General features: G+C 69.3%; 18 protein-coding genes. 11 read left to right on the top strand and 7 right to left on the bottom strand.

Annotated elements, in window-relative coordinates; genetic code table 11:
• Together DK459_RS08640 and DK459_RS08635 are read left to right on the top strand one after the other, a co-directional pair.
• A partial coding sequence (locus tag DK459_RS08640) for an alpha-hydroxy acid oxidase (RefSeq protein WP_110134673.1) occupies positions 1-1,161 on the top strand: 1,161 nt, incomplete at its 5' end.
• A gap of 113 nt (positions 1,162-1,274) precedes the next feature.
• Positions 1,275-2,441, top strand: coding sequence for a metallophosphoesterase (locus DK459_RS08635; RefSeq protein ID WP_024068783.1), 1,167 nt, complete (start codon positions 1,275-1,277; stop codon positions 2,439-2,441).
• A 57-nt stretch (positions 2,442-2,498) separates the two neighbouring features.
• Here DK459_RS08635 and DK459_RS08630 read toward each other — a convergent pair whose 3' ends face one another.
• Positions 2,499-2,954 (bottom strand): Lrp/AsnC family transcriptional regulator, encoded by a 456-nt coding sequence (locus DK459_RS08630; protein ID WP_006386078.1) that lies wholly within the window; start codon positions 2,952-2,954, stop codon positions 2,499-2,501.
• 92 nt (positions 2,955-3,046) lie between these two features.
• Here DK459_RS08630 and DK459_RS08625 point away from each other — a divergent pair, with 92 nt between their 5' ends.
• On the top strand, positions 3,047-4,258 hold the full coding sequence (locus DK459_RS08625) for an MFS transporter (protein WP_024068782.1): 1,212 nt from the start codon (positions 3,047-3,049) through the stop codon (positions 4,256-4,258).
• A gap of 9 nt (positions 4,259-4,267) precedes the next feature.
• Here the strand turns inward: DK459_RS08625 and DK459_RS08620 are convergent, their stop codons facing one another.
• Complete coding sequence (locus DK459_RS08620; protein ID WP_006386470.1) at positions 4,268-5,239, bottom strand: GGDEF domain-containing protein; 972 nt, start codon at positions 5,237-5,239, stop codon at positions 4,268-4,270.
• A 133-nt stretch (positions 5,240-5,372) separates the two neighbouring features.
• A complete protein-coding gene (locus DK459_RS08615) occupies positions 5,373-6,194 on the bottom strand; it encodes a MetQ/NlpA family ABC transporter substrate-binding protein (protein WP_006386469.1) in 822 nt (273 codons plus the stop codon).
• Between DK459_RS08615 and DK459_RS30595 the strand changes: the two genes are divergently transcribed.
• Both DK459_RS30595 and rocF read left to right on the top strand, forming a co-directional pair.
• Positions 6,193-6,345: a hypothetical protein gene (locus tag DK459_RS30595; protein ID WP_153228619.1), complete on the top strand. Its 153-nt coding sequence runs from the start codon at positions 6,193-6,195 to the stop codon at positions 6,343-6,345. The two genes, DK459_RS08615 and DK459_RS30595, sit on opposite strands and share 2 nt — an antisense overlap.
• Positions 6,346-6,347: 2 nt before the next feature.
• Entirely contained in the window at positions 6,348-7,286 is a 939-nt protein-coding gene (gene rocF / locus DK459_RS08610; RefSeq protein ID WP_054443422.1) for an arginase, read from the top strand.
• Positions 7,287-7,290: 4 nt separating this feature from the next.
• Here rocF and DK459_RS08605 read toward each other — a convergent pair whose 3' ends face one another.
• Complete coding sequence (locus tag DK459_RS08605; protein ID WP_054517373.1) at positions 7,291-8,031, bottom strand: IclR family transcriptional regulator; 741 nt, start codon at positions 8,029-8,031, stop codon at positions 7,291-7,293.
• A 185-nt stretch (positions 8,032-8,216) separates the two neighbouring features.
• Here DK459_RS08605 and DK459_RS08600 point away from each other — a divergent pair, with 185 nt between their 5' ends.
• The 4 genes from DK459_RS08600 (at position 8,217) to DK459_RS08585 (ending at position 12,055) form a co-directional block, all read left to right on the top strand.
• Positions 8,217-9,452, top strand: a complete 1,236-nt coding sequence (locus DK459_RS08600) for an ABC transporter substrate-binding protein (RefSeq protein WP_054443423.1) — start codon at positions 8,217-8,219, stop codon at positions 9,450-9,452.
• Positions 9,453-9,477: 25 nt separating this feature from the next.
• On the top strand, positions 9,478-10,539 hold the full coding sequence (locus DK459_RS08595) for an alcohol dehydrogenase (protein ID WP_006386465.1): 1,062 nt from the start codon (positions 9,478-9,480) through the stop codon (positions 10,537-10,539).
• 152 nt (positions 10,540-10,691) lie between these two features.
• A complete protein-coding gene (locus DK459_RS08590; RefSeq protein WP_006386464.1) occupies positions 10,692-11,069 on the top strand; it encodes a DUF423 domain-containing protein in 378 nt (125 codons plus the stop codon).
• Between the two features lie 77 nt (positions 11,070-11,146).
• Positions 11,147-12,055, top strand: a complete 909-nt coding sequence (locus DK459_RS08585) for a DMT family transporter (RefSeq protein ID WP_006386463.1) — start codon at positions 11,147-11,149, stop codon at positions 12,053-12,055.
• 51 nt (positions 12,056-12,106) lie between these two features.
• Here DK459_RS08585 and DK459_RS08580 read toward each other — a convergent pair whose 3' ends face one another.
• A complete protein-coding gene (locus DK459_RS08580; protein WP_026383493.1) occupies positions 12,107-12,745 on the bottom strand; it encodes a glutathione S-transferase family protein in 639 nt (212 codons plus the stop codon).
• An 8-nt stretch (positions 12,746-12,753) separates the two neighbouring features.
• The gene (locus tag DK459_RS08575; RefSeq protein ID WP_050807734.1) at positions 12,754-13,926 is read right to left on the bottom strand and encodes a PQQ-dependent sugar dehydrogenase; all 1,173 of its coding nucleotides are present in this window, start codon (positions 13,924-13,926) and stop codon (positions 12,754-12,756) included.
• 119 nt (positions 13,927-14,045) lie between these two features.
• Here DK459_RS08575 and DK459_RS08570 point away from each other — a divergent pair, with 119 nt between their 5' ends.
• Positions 14,046-14,660: a glutathione S-transferase family protein gene (locus DK459_RS08570; protein ID WP_006386460.1), complete on the top strand. Its 615-nt coding sequence runs from the start codon at positions 14,046-14,048 to the stop codon at positions 14,658-14,660.
• A gap of 90 nt (positions 14,661-14,750) precedes the next feature.
• Here the strand turns inward: DK459_RS08570 and DK459_RS08565 are convergent, their stop codons facing one another.
• Positions 14,751-15,704 (bottom strand): LysR family transcriptional regulator, encoded by a 954-nt coding sequence (locus tag DK459_RS08565; RefSeq protein ID WP_054438470.1) that lies wholly within the window; start codon positions 15,702-15,704, stop codon positions 14,751-14,753.
• A gap of 119 nt (positions 15,705-15,823) precedes the next feature.
• Between DK459_RS08565 and DK459_RS08560 the strand changes: the two genes are divergently transcribed.
• Positions 15,824-16,804: a tripartite tricarboxylate transporter substrate binding protein gene (locus DK459_RS08560; RefSeq protein WP_024068776.1), complete on the top strand. Its 981-nt coding sequence runs from the start codon at positions 15,824-15,826 to the stop codon at positions 16,802-16,804.

The following is a 16,804-nucleotide window of genomic DNA, read 5'->3' as shown; positions in this document are numbered from 1 at the left end:
CCCCGTCCCGCCCGCGCCCTGGCGCGCATGCTGTCCCTGGACGATTTCGAGGCCGCCGCGCGCCGGCGACGTAGCCGAATATCGGGCGTGGCAGGCGCCGGCGCCGCCGAGGACAACCAGTCGCTGCAAGCCAATCGCGACGCCTTCGGCCGCTACGCGTTCCAGCCGCGGGTGCTGGTCGACGTGTCGGGCCGCAGCCAGCACACGGAACTGTTCGGCCAGCGCTACGAATCGCCATTCGGCATCGCGCCCATGGGCATCAGCGCACTGTCGGCCTATCGCGGCGATATCGTGCTGGCGCGCGCCGCCCGCGAACAGGGCATTCCCGCCATTCTCAGCGGCACCGCGCTGATCCCCCTGGAAGAAGTCATCGAGCAGGCGCCCGGCACCTGGTTCCAGGCCTACCTGCCCGGCGATCCCGCGCGCATCGACGCGCTGGTGGCGCGCGCGGCCCGCGCCGGCTATGAAACGCTGGTGCTGACGGTGGACATCCCCGTCTCCGCCAACCGCGAGAACAACGTGCGCACCGGATTCTCGACGCCCCTCAAGCCCAGCCTGCGACTGGCCTGGGACGGCCTGACCCGGCCGCGCTGGCTGGCCGGCACCTTCCTGCGCACGCTGCTGGCTCACGGCATGCCGCATTTCGAGAATTCGTTCGCCACTCGCGGCGCGCCCATCGTATCGGCGTCGGTGCTGCGCGACTTCAGCGCGCGCGACCATCTCAGCTGGGAACACGTGGCGCGCATCCGCCGCCAATGGCCAGGCACCCTCATCATCAAGGGCATCCTGCATCCCCAGGACGCGCGGCTGGCGCGCGAACACGGCGCGGACGGCATCATCGTCTCGAACCACGGCGGCCGCCAGCTCGACGGCGCGATCTCGCCGCTGCGCGCCCTGCCCGGCGTGGTGGCCGAGGCAGGCGCCATGCCGGTGATGATGGACAGCGGCGTGCGCCGCGGCGGCGACGTGCTCAAGGCGCTGGCCCTGGGCGCGCGCTTCGTGTTCGTCGGCCGCCCCTTCAACTATGCCGCCGCGGTCGGCGGCCAGGCCGGCGTGGCCCACGCCATCGGCCTGCTGCGCGCCGAAGTGGACCGCAACATGGCCATGCTCGGCATCAATCACCTGGAAGAGATGAACGCCGGCCTGCTGGCGCCGGCATGAACCGGGAGGCCGGGCGCGGCCGCGGCGCGCCGGCCCGCGGGCGCACGGCATAGAATGGCGGTTCCCCCGCTATCGCCGGGCGGGCCTGCGCGCCCGCCCTCGCCCCGCCGCCCGTGTCCCTACGCCAATCCTCGTTTTTCCTGCGCTTCCTGACCCTGGGCGCGCTGGCCCACGTCTATGTGGGCGCCCGCCTCATCCCCGATGCCGGTTTCGACGGCCCCGGCGCCGCCGCCGCCATCCTGCTGCTGATCCTGTCGTGCGTGCTGATTCCGTTGGGGATGCTGGGCCGTTCCTCGGTGCATCCGCCCTGGGGCGACCGCATCGCCTGGGTGGGCCTGATCGCCATGGGCCTGTTTTCGTCGCTGTTCGTGCTGACGGTGCTGCGCGACGCCGCATTGCTGGTGACATGGCTGGCCGGCCTGGCCATCAGCGCGGACCTGCCCTGGCCCGCGCTGCGGCGCGCCAGCGCGCTGGCGGTGGCGGCGCTGGCGCTGGCCGCCACGCTGCTGGGCTTCTACAACGCCCGCCGGCGGGCGCGCGTGGTGACGGTGGATGTGCCCGTCCGCGGCCTGCCGGCCGACCTGGACGGATTCACCATTGCCCAGATCAGCGATATCCACGTCGGCCCGACCATCAAGCGACGCTATGTGCAGGCCATCGTCGACGCCGTCAACGAACTGGCGCCGGACATGATCGCGATCACCGGCGACGTGGTGGATGGCAGTGTCGAGCAACTGGCGGCCCAGGCCAGCCCGCTGGGCCAGTTGCGCGCGCCCTTCGGCGCCTACCTGGTGACCGGCAACCATGAATATTATTCAGGCGCCGCGCCCTGGGTGGCGGAGTTCCGCCGCCTGGGCCTGCGGGTGCTGATGAACGAGCATGCCGTGATCCACCCGGCCGGCCTGCCGGTGGTGGTGGCCGGGGTCACCGACTACAACGCGGGCGCATTCGACCCGCAGCAGCGCAGCAATCCGGCCGCCGCCCTGGCCGGCGCGCCGCCCGACGCCCAGGCCAGGATCCTGCTGGCGCACCAGCCGCGCAGCGCGGCCGCCGCCGCGCCGCTGGGCTACACCTTGCAGCTGTCGGGCCACACGCACGGCGGCCAGTTCTTTCCGTGGGGCTTTTTCGTGCGGTTCCAGCAGCCCTACACGGCCGGCCTGCACCGGCTCGGCGGGATGTGGATCTACATCAGCCGCGGCACCGGCTACTGGGGCCCGCCCAAGCGCCTGGGCGCGCCTTCCGAGATCACCCGCCTGCGGCTGCGGCCGGCCACGCCTTGACGGCACGTCTGCGGCGCTCCCGCGCCCGGCCGGCGCCGACGCCAGGCGGGCCGCGCCTCAGGCATCCTCCGGCAACGGCCCGCGCTCCAGATAGCTGGTGAGCGCGATATCGCTGGTGGTGTTGGTGATGCCCTCGATCTGGTGGATGCGCGCCAGCAGTGCCTCGAGCGCCTGGGTGTCGCGCACCCTCACCTTGAGCAGCATGGCGCTCTTGCCGGTAATGGTGTGGATCTCCTCGACTTCGGTCAGCTCCGCCAGGCCCAGCACCTGCTGGGTGATGCTCCAGTTGTTGGTGTCGACGTGGATGAATGCCAACAGCGGACGGCCGATGCGCGCGCCATCCAGCTTGGCGGCGATGCCCTTGATCAGGCCGTCACGCTTGAGGCGCTTGACCCGTTCGTGTACGGCGGGCGCCGACAGGTTCAGCAATTTGCCCAATTCGGCGTAGCTCGGCGAGGCGTCATCCGCCAGCAGCGTTAATAGTTTTCGGTCGCGGTCGTCGAGATCTGGCATTGGAATCTGGTTCTGCCTAACGGCATTCGAACTTTTACGGGATAAGGGAATATCGGTATTAACCCTTATTTTATTCCAATAAAATCCTCGCAATGCAGAACCGCAACACCGCTCGCGAGCCCGCGCGCCGCCAGCCGCTTCCCCCCGCCATTCCCGCCTTGATGTTCGCCGTCAGCGTAGTCGGCTCCAATGGCCTGGCCCTCAGTCCGATCCTTGCCGATGTGGCGCGCTCGTTCGCCAGCACGCCGCTCACCGTCAGCACGGCGATTTCGGCCTATGGCGCGGCCACCGCCGCCAGCGCCTTTCTACTGGCGGCCCGGATCGACCGCTGGGGCATCCGCCGCTCGCTGCTGATCGCGATGGCCGTGCTGATCGGCGCCCTGCTGCTGTCGGCCGGCGCGCCGCACTGGATCGTCCTGACCCTGGCCCAGGCAGTGGCCGGCGCCGCCGCCGGCGTGATCCTGCCCGCCGCCTATGGTTCGGCGTCGCTGGTGGCCGCCGCCGGACAGGAAACGCGGGCGTTGGGCCGCGTGATCTCGGGCTGGTCGGTGTCGCTGGTGGCCGGCGTGCCGCTGTCGGCGCTGATCTCCGACGCCATCGGCTGGCGCGCCACCTACGGCGTGCTGGCCCTTTGCGCGGCGGTGGCCCTGGCCGGCCTGCGCAAGCTGCCCGAACGCCGCGGCGCCCATGCCGCGCCGCCGCGCCTGTCGCGCCTGCTGGCGCCGCTGTCCTGCCGCGACGTGCCAGTGCTGCTGCTGGGCTGCCTGGCATTCTCGTCCGCATTCTATGGCGTCTATGCCTTCCTGGCCGACCACGTGCGGACCCTGTTGGCCTTGTCCGCGGGCCAGGTCGGCTTCATTGCGTTCGCCTATGGCGCCGGCTTCCTGCTGGCCGGCCTGGCCGGCGCGCCCCTGATCGAACGGCTTGGCCCGCGCCGCGCATTGCCATTGGCGCTGGCCGCCCTCAGCGCGGTCTATCTGGCGTTGTTGCCCGCGGCGCATGCGCTGGCCGCGGTATTGGCCCTGGCCGTGCTGTGGGGCGCCGCTTCGCAACTGAGCCTGAACCTGCTGGTGCTGCTGTTGTCGCGCGCCCGCCCGGAGGAACGCGGCGCGGTGCTGGGTCTCAATACCTGCACGACTTATCTGGGCGCCAGCGTCGGCACGGCCGTGGCCGGCACGCTCTATACCCACGCGGGTTTCGAAAGCCTGGGGCTGGTCGCCGCGGCCGCCTTGGCCCTGGCCGCGATCGGCCTGCACTGGCGCCTGAACGGCCGCCGCACGCGTGAAGGCCGCGTCACCGCCTGACGCCCGGCCTCAGGAAGGCAGCACCACCGCGCAATCACGTCCGGCGCGCTTGGCCTGGTAGAGCGCCAGATCGGCGCGCCGCAACACATCCGACATGCTGGCGTCGGTTTCCAGGAAACCGGTCACGCCGCCGCTGGCCGACAGCACCAGCGCCTGGCCATCGATATTGGCGGGATGCTGGCGCAGGCTGAGGCGCAATCGATCGCAGACCGCCAGCGCCACGTCCTTGTCGGCGTCGGCCAGCAACACCACGAATTCCTCGCCGCCCAGGCGGCCCACCGAATCGCCTTCGCGCAGGCAGGCCCGCAACTGGTCGCAGAAATGGCGCAGGGCCGCGTCGCCGCCCAGATGGCCATAGCGATCATTGACCTGCTTGAAATAATCCAGGTCCAGCATCAGCGCCGTATGGCGGGCGCCGCGCTTGGCGGCCTCCAGCATCGCTTTCATGCGCTGCAGGATTTCCGCGCGGCTCCAGCAACCGGTCAGGCCATCGACCTTGGCCAGGCGTGCCAGGGCGGCCTCGTTGCGACGGCTCTCGGTCATGTCCATGCCGATGTTGATCACGCTGCCGTCCGGCAGTCGCACATTGGACCACAGCACCGACAGGCGCTCGCCGTCGCGCGCCAGCGGGTGCCATTCACGGAACGAACGATGCGCCGCGAATCCGACGCTGTCGAGCACGCGCGCGCGGATGTCCGGGTCGGGATAGAACAGCGCCAGCGGCTCGGCGTGGCGGTTGATTTCCTCACGGGTCCAACCGAAGCGGCGTTCGCAGGCCTCGTTCCACAAGCTGCATTTGCCATGTTCGTCGAAGGCGTTGATCAACACCGGGGCCTCGTGGAACAGGGCCTCGTATTGCGCCACCACCTGGCGCAGGCGCGCCAGTTCCTGGTCGCGCGGGTCCCCGGCGTTGCCGCTGTCGGTCTCGGCGACGCGCGGCTGCGGCACAGTCAGGGCGTCATTCGAGGAAACGAGTCGCATGGGTTCGCTGGCAGGAAGAATCGTCGCGGCCCGGCGGCATTCGCCTGGGGCGTGAGAAGGCGCGGCCAGTATACGTGCTGGCCGCCGCCGTGACTGCCAAGAAACGTCAATTCGCCGTCATGCCCGGCGGCGTCTACCAGGGAAAGGCGATCAGGTCGCCATACAGGCTGCGCAGCCTGGCCTTGACCGCCTCCGAGTTCTGGTAGATGGCAATGAATTTCAGCAGCCGCGGGTCCTGCGCGTGATCGGGCCGGACGACCCAGCGGATCGCGTAGCGGCGCACATTGGCCGGATCGGTGTTGTCGAAGGCCAGGCCATCCTTCTCGTCCAGCCCGGCCTGCTTGGCGAAGGTGGTGTAGGTGACCGACGCGGTCACGTCGTCGAAGACGCGCGCCGATTGCGAACCTTCGATCTGCACGAATTTCAGGCGCTTGGGGTTGTCGGTCACGTCTTCGATCGTGGCCCGATGCGCCACGCCCGGCTTGAGCTTGATCAGCCCGATCGACTCCAGCAACAGCAAGGCGCGGCCGGTGTTGACCGGATCGTTGGGGACCGCGACCGTGGCGCCGTCCGGCAGGGGCTGCCCCTTCTTGAGCTTCTTCGAAAACAGGCCGATGGTGGTGGAATAGCCATAGGCGATGGGAACGAGGCCGGCGCCGCGCCGCGCGTTGAACAGTTGCAGGAACGGTTCATGCTGGAAGAAGTTGGCGTCGATCGAACCGTCGGCCACGGCGATATTGGGCAGCACCCAGTCGCTGAACTCCACCAGTTCGACTTCCAGCCCCGCCTTGCGCGCCTCGGCGACCGCCAGTTCGGTGGCGCCGTTGGCCACGGACGGAATCAGGCCGATGCGCAGCGGCTTGTCGGCGGCCAGCGCCGGGGCGGCGCAGGCCAGCCCCAGGGCGGCCGCGGCGGCGCCACGCGCCAGGATGAGGAACAGGGAGTGCAATGACATGGAATCGTCCGGAAAGAAATCGCTCGACCCGGGTATTGTGCCGCAGCGCCGCCGCGACGCGGCCAAAGGCCTTGGTCGCGCAATGGCGATGGCGTCGCGCCACGGCGCTACACTCGATGCCAGCATTGAAACCCCGCATGACGGAGCCTGATCTTGCAAAACACCGCCACCCTGCCCACCCAAGTCACCCTGATCGGTGCCCCGACCGACATCGGCGCGGGCGCGCGCGGCGCCTCGATGGGCCCCGAAGCGCTGCGCGTGGCCGGCATCGGCCCCGTCATCGAGGCGCAGGGCTTCCAGGTCACCGATCGCGGCAATCTCTACGGCCCGGCCAATCCGTGGCAACCGCCCGTCGACGGCTATCGTCACCTGGACGAAGTGACCGCCTGGAACCAGGCCGTGCACGATGCCATGTACCACGCCCTGACGCAGGGCGCGTTGCCCATTCTGCTGGGCGGCGACCATTGCCTGGGCATCGGCTCGATCAGCGCGGTGGCGCGCCATTGCCGCGCCGTGGGCAAGAAATTGCGCGTGCTGTGGCTGGACGCGCACACCGACTTCAACACCAACGCCCTGACGCCGACCGGCAACATCCACGGCATGCCGGTGGCCTGCCTGTGCGGCCATGGCCCGGCCCAGATCACCGGCATGTCGGGCCAGACGCCCGACATCGATCCGTCGTGGGTGCGCCAGATCGGCATCCGCAGCGTCGACGAGGGTGAAAAACGCCTGGTGCACCAGGCTGGCCTGGAGGTGTTCGACATGCGCTACCTGGACGAAATGGGCATGCGCGCAACGATGGAAGCGGCGTTGGCCGGGCTGGATGAAGACACCCATCTGCACGTGAGCTTCGACGTCGACTTCCTCGACCCCGAGATCGCGCCCGGCGTCGGCACCACCGTGATGGGCGGACCAACCTACCGCGAAGCGCAACTGTGCATGGAAATGATCGCCGACACCGGGCTGATGCGCTCGCTGGATGTGGTCGAACTGAACCCCGCCTTCGACGTGCGCAACAAGACCGCCGACCTGGCGGTGGACCTGATCGAAAGCCTGTTCGGCAAGTCGACGCTGGTGCGCCGCGGCGCCTGACGCTTCAGGTCTCGCCGTCGCGGCGCACCGCCTCGGCCGCCGCCGCCAGGCTTTGCACGTGGGCCTCGCGGCGCGCCCGTACCCGCGGCGTGGGCCCCGCCAGGCACAGCGCGTACCATTCCCCGGCCCGCTCCAGCGCCACCGCCAGGCCGGTCAGGTCCGCCACGCTTTCGCCGGCATTCTCGGCCCAGCCCTGGGCCTCGGCCCGGGCCACGTCCGCCAGCAGCGCGGCCCGCGTGGTGCGGGTGTGATCCGTGTAGCGGCGGAAATCCGCCGCCGCCAGCACCGCCTCTCGCTCGCCCGGCGCCAGGCGCGCCAGGATCGCCTTGGCCACCGCGCTCGTGTGCAGCGGCCGCCGTTCGCCGGGCCGGGTGGCGTAATGCACCGGCTGCGCCGATTCGGCCACCTCCAGGAACAACACCCCGCCGTCCTGGATCTTGCCCAGCATCACCGTCTCGTCGGTCCGGTCGCGCAGCGCCGCCAATTGCGGCCGCACCCGCTCCAGCCAGGGGTCGCCCGCCTGGATCAGGCCGCACAACGCCTGTAGCCGCGGCGTCGGGTAGTAACCGCCGCGCCGCCGCACCTCGTAAAGATAGCCGCGCCCCACCAGCGTGCGCACCAGGGCCAGGCAGCTGGACATCGGCGCGCCCAGCCCTTGCGCCAGTTCGGTCAGCGGCAGCGGGCGGCGCGCCTGCGCATACAGCTCGATCAGTTCCAGCGTCCGGACGACCAGTTTGACTTCCATGGCGATGGCCCCGCGATGATGTGTTGACTTTTCATATATGGGAAAATAAATTCTTGCACAGGAATTTTTATTCACCAATAAGAATAAATTTTCAGCCGGATGGAGAACCGGCGCCCCGGCCCAGCATTCGCGTCACCCAAGAAAACCGATATTCGGCTCGCCCGACGGGCCGTGGAGACAAACCGATGCGTATCAATCCCTTGTGCGCGGCCGTGGCCGCCACGCTGGCCGCCTGTGCCATGCATGTTCCGGCCGTCCAGGCCCAAGCCGCCGCCGGCGCCGACATCGTGCGCCTGGGCGTTTCCAACGACCGCTCCGGCATCTATTCGGACCTGGGCGGGCTGGGCTCCGAAGTGGCCGTGCGCATGGCCGTGGAGGACTTCGGCGGCAAGGTCGCCGGCAAGACGGTCGAGGTGGTCGGCGCCGACAACCAGAACAAGGCCGACGTGGCCTCGGCCCTGGTGCGGCGCTGGTTCGATACCCAGGGGCTGGTGGCGGTGGTCGATGGCGGCGCCAGCTCCGCCGGCCTGGCGGCCCAGGGCGTGGCGCGCGAGAAAGGCGGCACCGCGCTCATCAGCGGCGGCTTCGCCGGCGATTTCAGCGGCAAGCAATGCAGCCCGCTCAGCACCCAGTGGGCGCCCGACACCTACGCACTGGCCAATGCGGTGGTCAAGAGCGTGGTCGAAAGCGGCGGCAAGTCCTGGTACTTCATCACCACCGATTACGTCTTCGGCAAGTCGCTGGAGGCCAACGCCAGCCGCTTCGTGCAAGGCGCCGGCGGCAAGGTGCTGGACAGCACGCGGCACCCGCTGGGCGCCATGGACTTCGCCTCGTTCCTGGTGCAGGCGCAGGCCTCCAAGGCCGACGTGGTCGGCCTGGCCAGCGCCGGCGGCGACCTGGTCAACCTGATCAAGCAGGCCCAGGAGTTCGGCCTGACGGGCGGCAAGCAGCGTTTGCTGACCTTCCTGACCTTCATCAACGACGTGCAGGCCATGGGCCTGCCGGTGGCGCAGGGCCTGACCTTTCCCACCGGCTTCTACTGGGACGCCGACGACGACACGCGCGCCTGGACCCGCCGCTGGCAGCAGAAGATGGGCGTGACGCGTCCGCCTTCGATCGTGCAGGCCCTGAGCTACGTCGCCACCACGCATTACCTGCAGGCCGCGCAGGCCGCGGGCAGCTTCGAAGGCGCCGTTGTCAACCGGAAGATGCGCGAGTTGCCCATCACCACCAAACTGATCAAGAATGCCCGCATACGCCCCGAAGATGGGCGAGTCATCATGGACCTGTATCTGGTGGAAGTGAAAAAACCCGCGGAATCCAAGTACCCCGGCGACTTCTACCGCATCCTGTCCACGGTGCCCGGCGAGAAGGTATTCGTCTCGCTGGCCGACAGCGAGTGCCCCTTGATCAAGAAATAAAGCCAATTCCCCGAGGAGACATCCCATGAAGTGCTATTGCGTCGTCAACTTCCGCGAACCGCTGCAGCAGATGGACCAGGCCACGCCCGCGCCGCAAGGATCGCAGGTGCTGCTGAAGGTGCGCGCCGCGGGCGTCTGCCACAGCGATATCCACTTGTGGGAAGGCGGCTATGACCTCGGCCAGGGCCGCACGCTGTCGCTCAAGGACCGCGGCGTATCGCTGCCGCTGACGATGGGCCACGAGACCGTGGGCAGCGTGGTGGCGGCCGGTCCCGACGCGCGGGGCGTGGAATCCGGCCGCAACTACCTGGTCTATCCATGGATCGGCTGCGGCGCCTGCCCGACCTGCCTGTCGGGCCAGGAGAACCACTGCACCGCGCCGGCCTGCCTGGGCGTGCATCGCGCCGGCGGCTACGCCGACCACATCCTGGTGCCGCACCCGCGCTACCTGATCGACATCGGCGACCTGGACCCGGCCCGCATCGCGCCCTACGCCTGCTCCGGCCTGACCACCTATTCGGCGCTCCGGAAGATCGGCGAGGCCGTCTACCGCGAGCATCCGGTGGTCATCTTCGGCGCCGGCGGCCTGGGCCTGATGAGCCTGACGCTGATCAAGGCGCTCGGCGGCAAGGGCGGCATCGTGGTCGATATCGACCCGGCCAAGCGCCAGGCCGCGCTGGAGGCCGGCGCGCTGGCCGCCATCGACGGCGCCGCGCCGGACGCCGCGCAGCAGATCATCAAGGCGGCGGGCGGCAAGCCGCTGCAGGCCGCCATCGACCTGGTCGGCGCGCCGTCCACCACCGCCCTCGCCTTCGACTTCCTGACCAAGGGCGGCAAGCTCATCATCGTCGGCCTCTTTGGCGGCGCCTCGTCCTGGCCGATCGCGCTGATTCCCATGAAGGCCATGTCCATCATCGGCAGCTACGTCGGCAACCTGGCCGAACTGCGCGAGCTGATGGACCTGGTGCGCGCCGGCAAGGTGCCGCCGATGCCGGTGCACCGCTATCCGCTGGACGAGGCCGACAGCGTGCTGGCGTCGCTGCGCGCCGGCAAGGTGCTGGGCCGCGCGGTATTGACGGTGGATTGAAGTTGGCTTGAAGTTGGCTTGAAGTTGGCTTGAAGTTGGCTTGAAGTTGGATTGAAGGCGGCGCCCCTCGCCAGGGCCCGCCCGGACGGTCGCGGCGAATGGGCCTATCATGTCATCTGCACACCCGCCCATCTTCCAGCAAAGGACCTCGCATGACCGACCGCCAGCTCACCATCCTCGCGGCCATCAATCTGCTGATCGCCGTCGGCGCCGGTGCCTTCGGCGCGCACGGCCTCAAGCGCCTGGTGACGCCCGAGCTGCTGTCGGTCTGGCAGACCGGCGTCATGTACCATCTGGTGCATGGCCTGGGCCTGTTCATCATCGCGCTGCTGGGGGCGCGCTACGGTTCGCCGTTGCTGTCGGCCGCCGGCCTGGTGATGTTCATCGGCATCGTGCTGTTTTCAGGTAGCCTGTACGTCCTGACCCTGACCGGCACCCATTGGCTGGGCGCCATCACGCCCGTGGGCGGCGCCGCGTTCCTGGCCGCCTGGGCCATGGTGGCGCTGGCCGCCTACCGCGCCCAGGGCTGAATCCACGCCGGGCCGGCGCCCGGCAACCCCGCATTACCCCTTCTGGCGGCCTCGGCCGCCTTTTCCGCTGAACCCCGATGTCGTCCCCTACCGTTTTTCCCGCCGCGCGTGACCACTCCGCCTTCGCAGGCATCGCCTGTGTCGCCGGCGGCATTTTCTTCCTGACGCTCAGCGATGCCAACGCCAAATGGCTGGGCACCACCTACAACCCCCTGCAGATCCTGTTCCTGCGCGCGCTGATCGCGCTGCCGTTCGTGACCGCGCTGGCCATCTGGCTGGGCGGGCGCCGGGTGCTGCGCACCGACCATCCCGGACTGCACCTGACGCGCGGCGCCATCAACGTCGTGTCGGCCTGTTGCTTCTACCTGGGGCTGCGCGCGCTGCCGCTGGCCGAAGCCACCGCCATCGCCTTTGCCGCGCCGCTGTTCGTGACGGCGCTGTCGGTGCTGATCCTGAAGGAACGGGTCGATGGCCGGCGCTGGCTGGCGGTGCTGGCCGGCTTCGCGGGCGTGCTGATCATCGTGCGGCCGGGCACCGACGCCTTCCAGGCGGCCACGCTGCTGCCGCTGACCACCGCGTTCCTGTATGCCGTCATGATGATCACCGCGCGCGGCATCAGCCGCGGCGAAGGGATGCTGACCACCACCTTCTACATCGTCGCCGGCCAACTGGTGTGCAGCGCCGTGGCGCTGCCCTGGGTCTGGCATACGCCGGCCGTGGCGGACCTGCCCTATTTCGCCGCGGTGGCGCTGTTCAGCACGCTGGGCCTGGCGCTGATCACGCAGGGTTTTCGCATCGCGCCGGCCTCGGTGGTGGCGCCGTTCGACTACACCGGCCTGATCTGGGCCACGCTGCTGGGCTGGATCTTCTGGCGCGAGGCGCCCGACGCCTACGCCTACCTGGGCGCCTTGTTCATCGCCGGCAGCGGCGTCTACATCGCGCTGCGCGAGGCGCGCGGTTCGCACAAGCGACGCGCCAGGGCGTAGGCGTCCGGGACGCATTGGCCGCGGCGGCATCGCCGTGGCCAGGCGTGCCGGCTACTCGGTCGGCGGCGGGAAATTGCGCTTGAGCACGCGCGCCACGTTCGGTTCCTGCGCCGCCTGGCGCGCCACCGCCGTCAAGGCCGGACAGTTGGCCTCGAACCAGGCCGGGCCGGGCCGCCAATGCGTCATCACCGTCACGTACAGGTCCAGCGCCGAAAAGCGGCGGCCCAGCATGTGCGGGGTGCCGGCCTGGCGCTCCAGTTCCAGCCACACTTCGGCGCGGCGGCCGTGTATGCGTTCACGCAGCAGCTCGGCCGGCGCGCCCGGCGTGGTCCATTGCGGCGGGTCGTCGCCATAGGTGAAGGTCGGATAGACCGCCGCCACCAGCCGCACCAGCAGGTTCAGGAAGCGCGCGCGCTCGGGCCGCGAGGCTTCCGGCGCCAGGCCCGCCTGGGGCGCCACGTCATGCAGATGCAGCACCATGGCCGCGCTTTCGGTCATCACCTCGCCGTCCGGCGTGATCAGCGTCGGCACCTGCCCCAGCGGGTTCAGGCGCAACAGCCGCTCGCGCTCGGGCCCGGGCTTCAGGTACGGCACGTCGGTCAGCGTGTGCGGCACGTTGGCCAGCGCCAGCGCCATCTCGACGATGGCCGAACCGCAGCCCTGCGAGCCGATCAATTCGTAGGTTTTCATCATCGTGGTCATCCTCCGGTTTGCGCCGGCGCGAGCCGCAGCAGTTCGCCGGGCGACGCGTCGGTCAACACATAGACATAGCCATCCGGGCCTTGCCGCACGTCGCGGATGCGCGCCTTGCGTTCACCCAGCAGGCGCTCCTCGGCCACCACCCTGTCGCCGTCCAGCGTCAGCCGGATCAGGTCCTGGTCGGCCAGCGCGCCGATGAACAGGGAACGGCGCCACGCCGGGAAACGGTCGGCGTCGTAGAACGCCATGCCGCTGATGGCCGGCGACCTGGCCCACCAGTACAGCGGCGGCTCCATGCCGGCCAGCGTCTCGCCCTTGGCTTCCGGTATCGGCTGGCCCGAATAATTGATGCCATAGGTCGCCAGCGGCCAGCCATAGTTCCTGCCGGCCTGCACCAGGTTGATTTCGTCGCCGCCGCGCGGACCATGCTCGTGCTCCCACAGCGCGCCGGTCCACGGATTGAGTGCCATGCCCTGCGGATTGCGATGGCCGTACGACCAGATCTCGGGACGCGCGCCGGCCTTGCCGACGAAGGGATTGTCGGGCGGCACCGAGCCATCGGGCGCGAGGCGCACCACTTTGCCCTGGAGCTTGTCCAGATCCTGCGCGGTGGGTCGCTGGTTGTTCTCGCCGAGCGAAATGAAGAGGTGGCCCTTGCCGTCGAACACCAGGCGCGACCCGAAGTGCTGCCCTTGCGACAACTTGGGCGCCTGGCGGAACAGCACCTGGAAATCCTCCAGCGCGCCGGCGTCGGCCGACAGGCGGCCGCGGCCCACGGCGGTGCCGCTGCGCGAGCCGTCCGATTCGGCATACGAAAGGTAGACGTAGCGATCCCGCGCGAAGTCCGGCGACAGCGCCACGTCCAGCAAACCGCCCTGCCCCTGCGCCGCCACCTTCGGCACGCCCGCCAGCGGCTTGGACAAGCCGCCGGGCGTGCGCAGCAGGCGCAGGTGGCCGGGCCTTTCCGTGATCAGCACGCCGCCCCCGGGCAGGAATGCCATCGACCACGGGTGGTCCAGGCCGCCCACGACCACCGTCACCTGCGCGCGCGCGGCGGGCGGCTGGCCGGGGCTTTTCTGTGGCGTGGCCCAGGCCGCGGCCGTCCATAGCGCGGCGCCGGCGAAAGCAATCAGGGACGAGACGCGACGGATCGCGGGCGGGCGTGACGGCATGGACATCTCCGGCGGCTGGGTGAGGCGCGGCGGTGCTCGGCGGCGCCTTGCGGGTGGCGTACCATAGGAGCCTGTGACGGGCGGCCTCCCCGTCCTTTCCTTTCAGGAGACTCCCTTACATGAAACTGTACTACATGCCCGGCGCGTGCTCGCTCGCTTCCCACATCGTGCTGGAATGGATCGGCAAGCCGTACGAAACCCGCAAGCTCAGCCGTGACGAACTCAAGGGCCCCGAGTTCCTCAAGGTCAATCCGCTCGGCGCCGTGCCCGCGCTGGACGACGACGGTTTCACGCTGACCCAGAACGTCGCGATCCTCGAATACCTGGCCGAACAGGCGCCGCAAGCCAACCTGCTGGGCGACGGCTCGGCCCGTTCGCGCGCCGACGTGCGCCGCTGGCTCGGTTTCATCAATTCCGACATCCACAAGACGTTCTCGATGATCTTCGGCGCCGGCCGTTTCCTCAGCGAGGAAGCGCCGCAGCAGGAACTGGCGGCGTCCGCCTCCAAGCTGCTGACGCGCCTGTTCGCGCTGCTCGACGCCCAACTGATCAACCAGCCCTACCTGGGCGGCGAGGCGCCGTCGATCGCCGACGCCTATCTGTACGTGGTGCTGCGCTGGGCCCACGCCAAGCAGGTCGACCTGTCGGGCCAGGACCACCTGGCCGCGTTCTTCAAGCGCATGCAGGACAACGCCGGCGTCAAGGCCGCGCTCAAGGCCGAAGGCCTGGAATAAGCCCGCCAGGCCGGCATGACCGGCCGGCGCGAACGCCCCGCCGCCCTTGCGCGCCGGGGCGTTTTCTCTTGCGCGCCGGCCTGATTTCCTTCAGCCGCCGACCAGCGCCGGGGCCGCGCTGTCCAGCGTCTTCCTGACCGCCGCCAGGAAGCGCCGCGCCAGCAACGGCGGCGCGCTCAGGTTCGAATGCGTGGCCCAGATCTCCACGCTGGCGCCCGGCGCGATGGGCCGCAGCACCATGCTTTCGGTCTGGTCGGGCGACACGCACCAGGCATCCACCAGCGCCAGACCGAGCCCCTGCTGCACGAACGAACAGGCTGTCACCGGCGAATGCACTTCCACCGCCGCCGGACAGGCCGGCGCGCCGCCGAAGAACGATTGCAGCGCGCGCCCCAGTGGGGTGTCGCGCGGGTAGCCGATCCAGGCCGCCGAGGCGAAATCCTCCGGATGCACCACCTCGTGCGCCGCCAGCGGATGCCCCTTGGGCAGGACGCAGATCACCGGCACCGTCGCCAGCCTGACCGAGGTCAGGTTGGGATGGTCGGGCGGCCGCATCGAGATGCCGATATCGGCCTGGCCCGACAGGAAATACGCCGCCAGTTCGTCGAACGTGACGCTGCGGTAGTCGACCCGCGCGGCGCCATTGCGGTCGCGCAAACGCCGCAGCGCCATCGGCACCAGCCGCTGGCCGTAGCTGGCGCTGGCCACCACCTTGAGCATGCCCGCGCCCGACTGCCCCAACGCGGCCGCCAGGTCGTTGACGCGCTGGATCCCGCCGTAGACCTGTTCGACTTCGGCATACAGCCGGCGCGCCTCGGCGGTGGGCGACAGGCGGCTCTTGACGCGTTCGAACAGCCGGTAACCCAGGCGGCTTTCGGTCAGCGCCAGCACCCGGCTCACCGCCGGTTGCGAGACGTGCAGCATGCGGCCCGCGCCGCTGATCGAGCCGGCCATCATGATGGCGCGGAACACCTCGATCTGGCGCAGGTTCAGCGCGCGGCCGGCGCTGGGCGCGAGCGCGTCGGCATCGTCGTGCGCATCCATTTCGTTCCCCTTGGTCAATAACGGCGGATTATAGGTTTTCGACATTTTTCGATGACGCGGTGCCGCAACCCCGGTGCTAATCTGCCCGCCTCCACACAACAAAACAAGGGGAATCCAGCATGCAACGCACCATTTTCCGCAGTCTCGCCGCCCTGGCCCTGGCCGCCGCCTTCAGCGCCGGCGCACAGGCCGCCGGCGCCTATCCCGACAAGCCCATCACCTTCATCGTGCCCTCCGCGGCAGGCGGTTCGCCCGACGTGCTGTCGCGCCTGATCACCACGCAACTGGCCAAGGACACCGGCGCCACGCTGGTGGTGGAAAACCGCCCCGGCGCCGCCGGCAACATCGGCATCGCGCTGGTCAAGCGCGCCGCGCCCGACGGCTACACCGTGGGCTACGGCAACATCAACACGCTGGCGGTGAACCGCTCGCTGTTCAAGCGCCTGCCCTACGACGTCGACCAGGACCTGACGCCCGTGGCCCACATGTTCGACCTGTACAACGCGCTGATCGTGCCGGCCGATTCGCCCGTCAAGAGCGTGCAGGACCTGATCGACCGCGCTCGCAAGGAACCCGGCCGCCTGTCGTACGGGGCTTCCGGCGTCGGCACCACCGGCCACATGGGCGGCGAACTGTTCAAGGGCATGGCCAAGGTCGATGTCATGTTCATCCCGTACAACGGCGGCCCGGCCGCCATCCAGGACCTGCTCGGCGGACGCCTGGACTACCTGTTCGTCAACACTTCCGAAGCCACCCCGCTGGTCAAGAGCGGCAAGGTGCGCGCCATCGGCGTCAGCAGCTTGAAGCGCCTGGCGCTGATGCCCGACGTGCCGACGCTGGACGAAGCCGGCCTGAAGGGCTATGAGACCGTGGCCTGGGGCGGCGTGGTGGCGCCCAAGGGCACCCCGCCCGAGGTCGTGGCGCAGCTCAACGCCGCCATCCAGAAAGCCTTGCAGGCGCCCGAGGTCCGCACCGGCCTGGAAACGCTTGGCGCCGAACCCGCCAGCGGCAGCCCGGCCGAATTCAAGCAGCTGATCGATCGCGAAACCGCCAAGTGGAAGCACATCATCGAAACCGCCGGCATCGAGAAACTGGACTGA

Source organism: Achromobacter sp. RW408 (assembly GCF_003184165.1).
GTDB lineage: Bacteria > Pseudomonadota > Gammaproteobacteria > Burkholderiales > Burkholderiaceae_B > Achromobacter > Achromobacter xylosoxidans.
This window is presented reverse-complemented; position numbering and strand designations above follow the sequence as displayed.

What these genes read in the sequence shown, in the direction of transcription:
- DK459_RS08565 (WP_054438470.1), bottom strand. Translation starts at nt 15,704, where the DNA reads ATGGATGCGCACGACGATGCCGACGCGCTCGCGCCCAGCGCCGGCCGC.
- DK459_RS08560 (WP_024068776.1), top strand. Translation starts at nt 15,824, where the DNA reads ATGCAACGCACCATTTTCCGCAGTCTCGCCGCCCTGGCCCTGGCCGCC.
- DK459_RS08630 (WP_006386078.1), bottom strand. Translation starts at nt 2,954, where the DNA reads ATGCCAGATCTCGACGACCGCGACCGAAAACTATTAACGCTGCTGGCG.
- DK459_RS08595 (WP_006386465.1), top strand. Translation starts at nt 9,478, where the DNA reads ATGAAGTGCTATTGCGTCGTCAACTTCCGCGAACCGCTGCAGCAGATG.
- DK459_RS08605 (WP_054517373.1), bottom strand. Translation starts at nt 8,031, where the DNA reads ATGGAAGTCAAACTGGTCGTCCGGACGCTGGAACTGATCGAGCTGTAT.
- DK459_RS08575 (WP_050807734.1), bottom strand. Translation starts at nt 13,926, where the DNA reads ATGCCGTCACGCCCGCCCGCGATCCGTCGCGTCTCGTCCCTGATTGCT.
- DK459_RS08585 (WP_006386463.1), top strand. Translation starts at nt 11,147, where the DNA reads ATGTCGTCCCCTACCGTTTTTCCCGCCGCGCGTGACCACTCCGCCTTC.
- DK459_RS08600 (WP_054443423.1), top strand. Translation starts at nt 8,217, where the DNA reads ATGCGTATCAATCCCTTGTGCGCGGCCGTGGCCGCCACGCTGGCCGCC.
- DK459_RS08620 (WP_006386470.1), bottom strand. Translation starts at nt 5,239, where the DNA reads ATGCGACTCGTTTCCTCGAATGACGCCCTGACTGTGCCGCAGCCGCGC.
- DK459_RS30595 (WP_153228619.1), top strand. Translation starts at nt 6,193, where the DNA reads ATGGAATCGTCCGGAAAGAAATCGCTCGACCCGGGTATTGTGCCGCAG.
- DK459_RS08580 (WP_026383493.1), bottom strand. Translation starts at nt 12,745, where the DNA reads ATGAAAACCTACGAATTGATCGGCTCGCAGGGCTGCGGTTCGGCCATC.
- DK459_RS08615 (WP_006386469.1), bottom strand. Translation starts at nt 6,194, where the DNA reads ATGTCATTGCACTCCCTGTTCCTCATCCTGGCGCGTGGCGCCGCCGCG.
- DK459_RS08570 (WP_006386460.1), top strand. Translation starts at nt 14,046, where the DNA reads ATGAAACTGTACTACATGCCCGGCGCGTGCTCGCTCGCTTCCCACATC.
- DK459_RS08590 (WP_006386464.1), top strand. Translation starts at nt 10,692, where the DNA reads ATGACCGACCGCCAGCTCACCATCCTCGCGGCCATCAATCTGCTGATC.
- DK459_RS08625 (WP_024068782.1), top strand. Translation starts at nt 3,047, where the DNA reads ATGCAGAACCGCAACACCGCTCGCGAGCCCGCGCGCCGCCAGCCGCTT.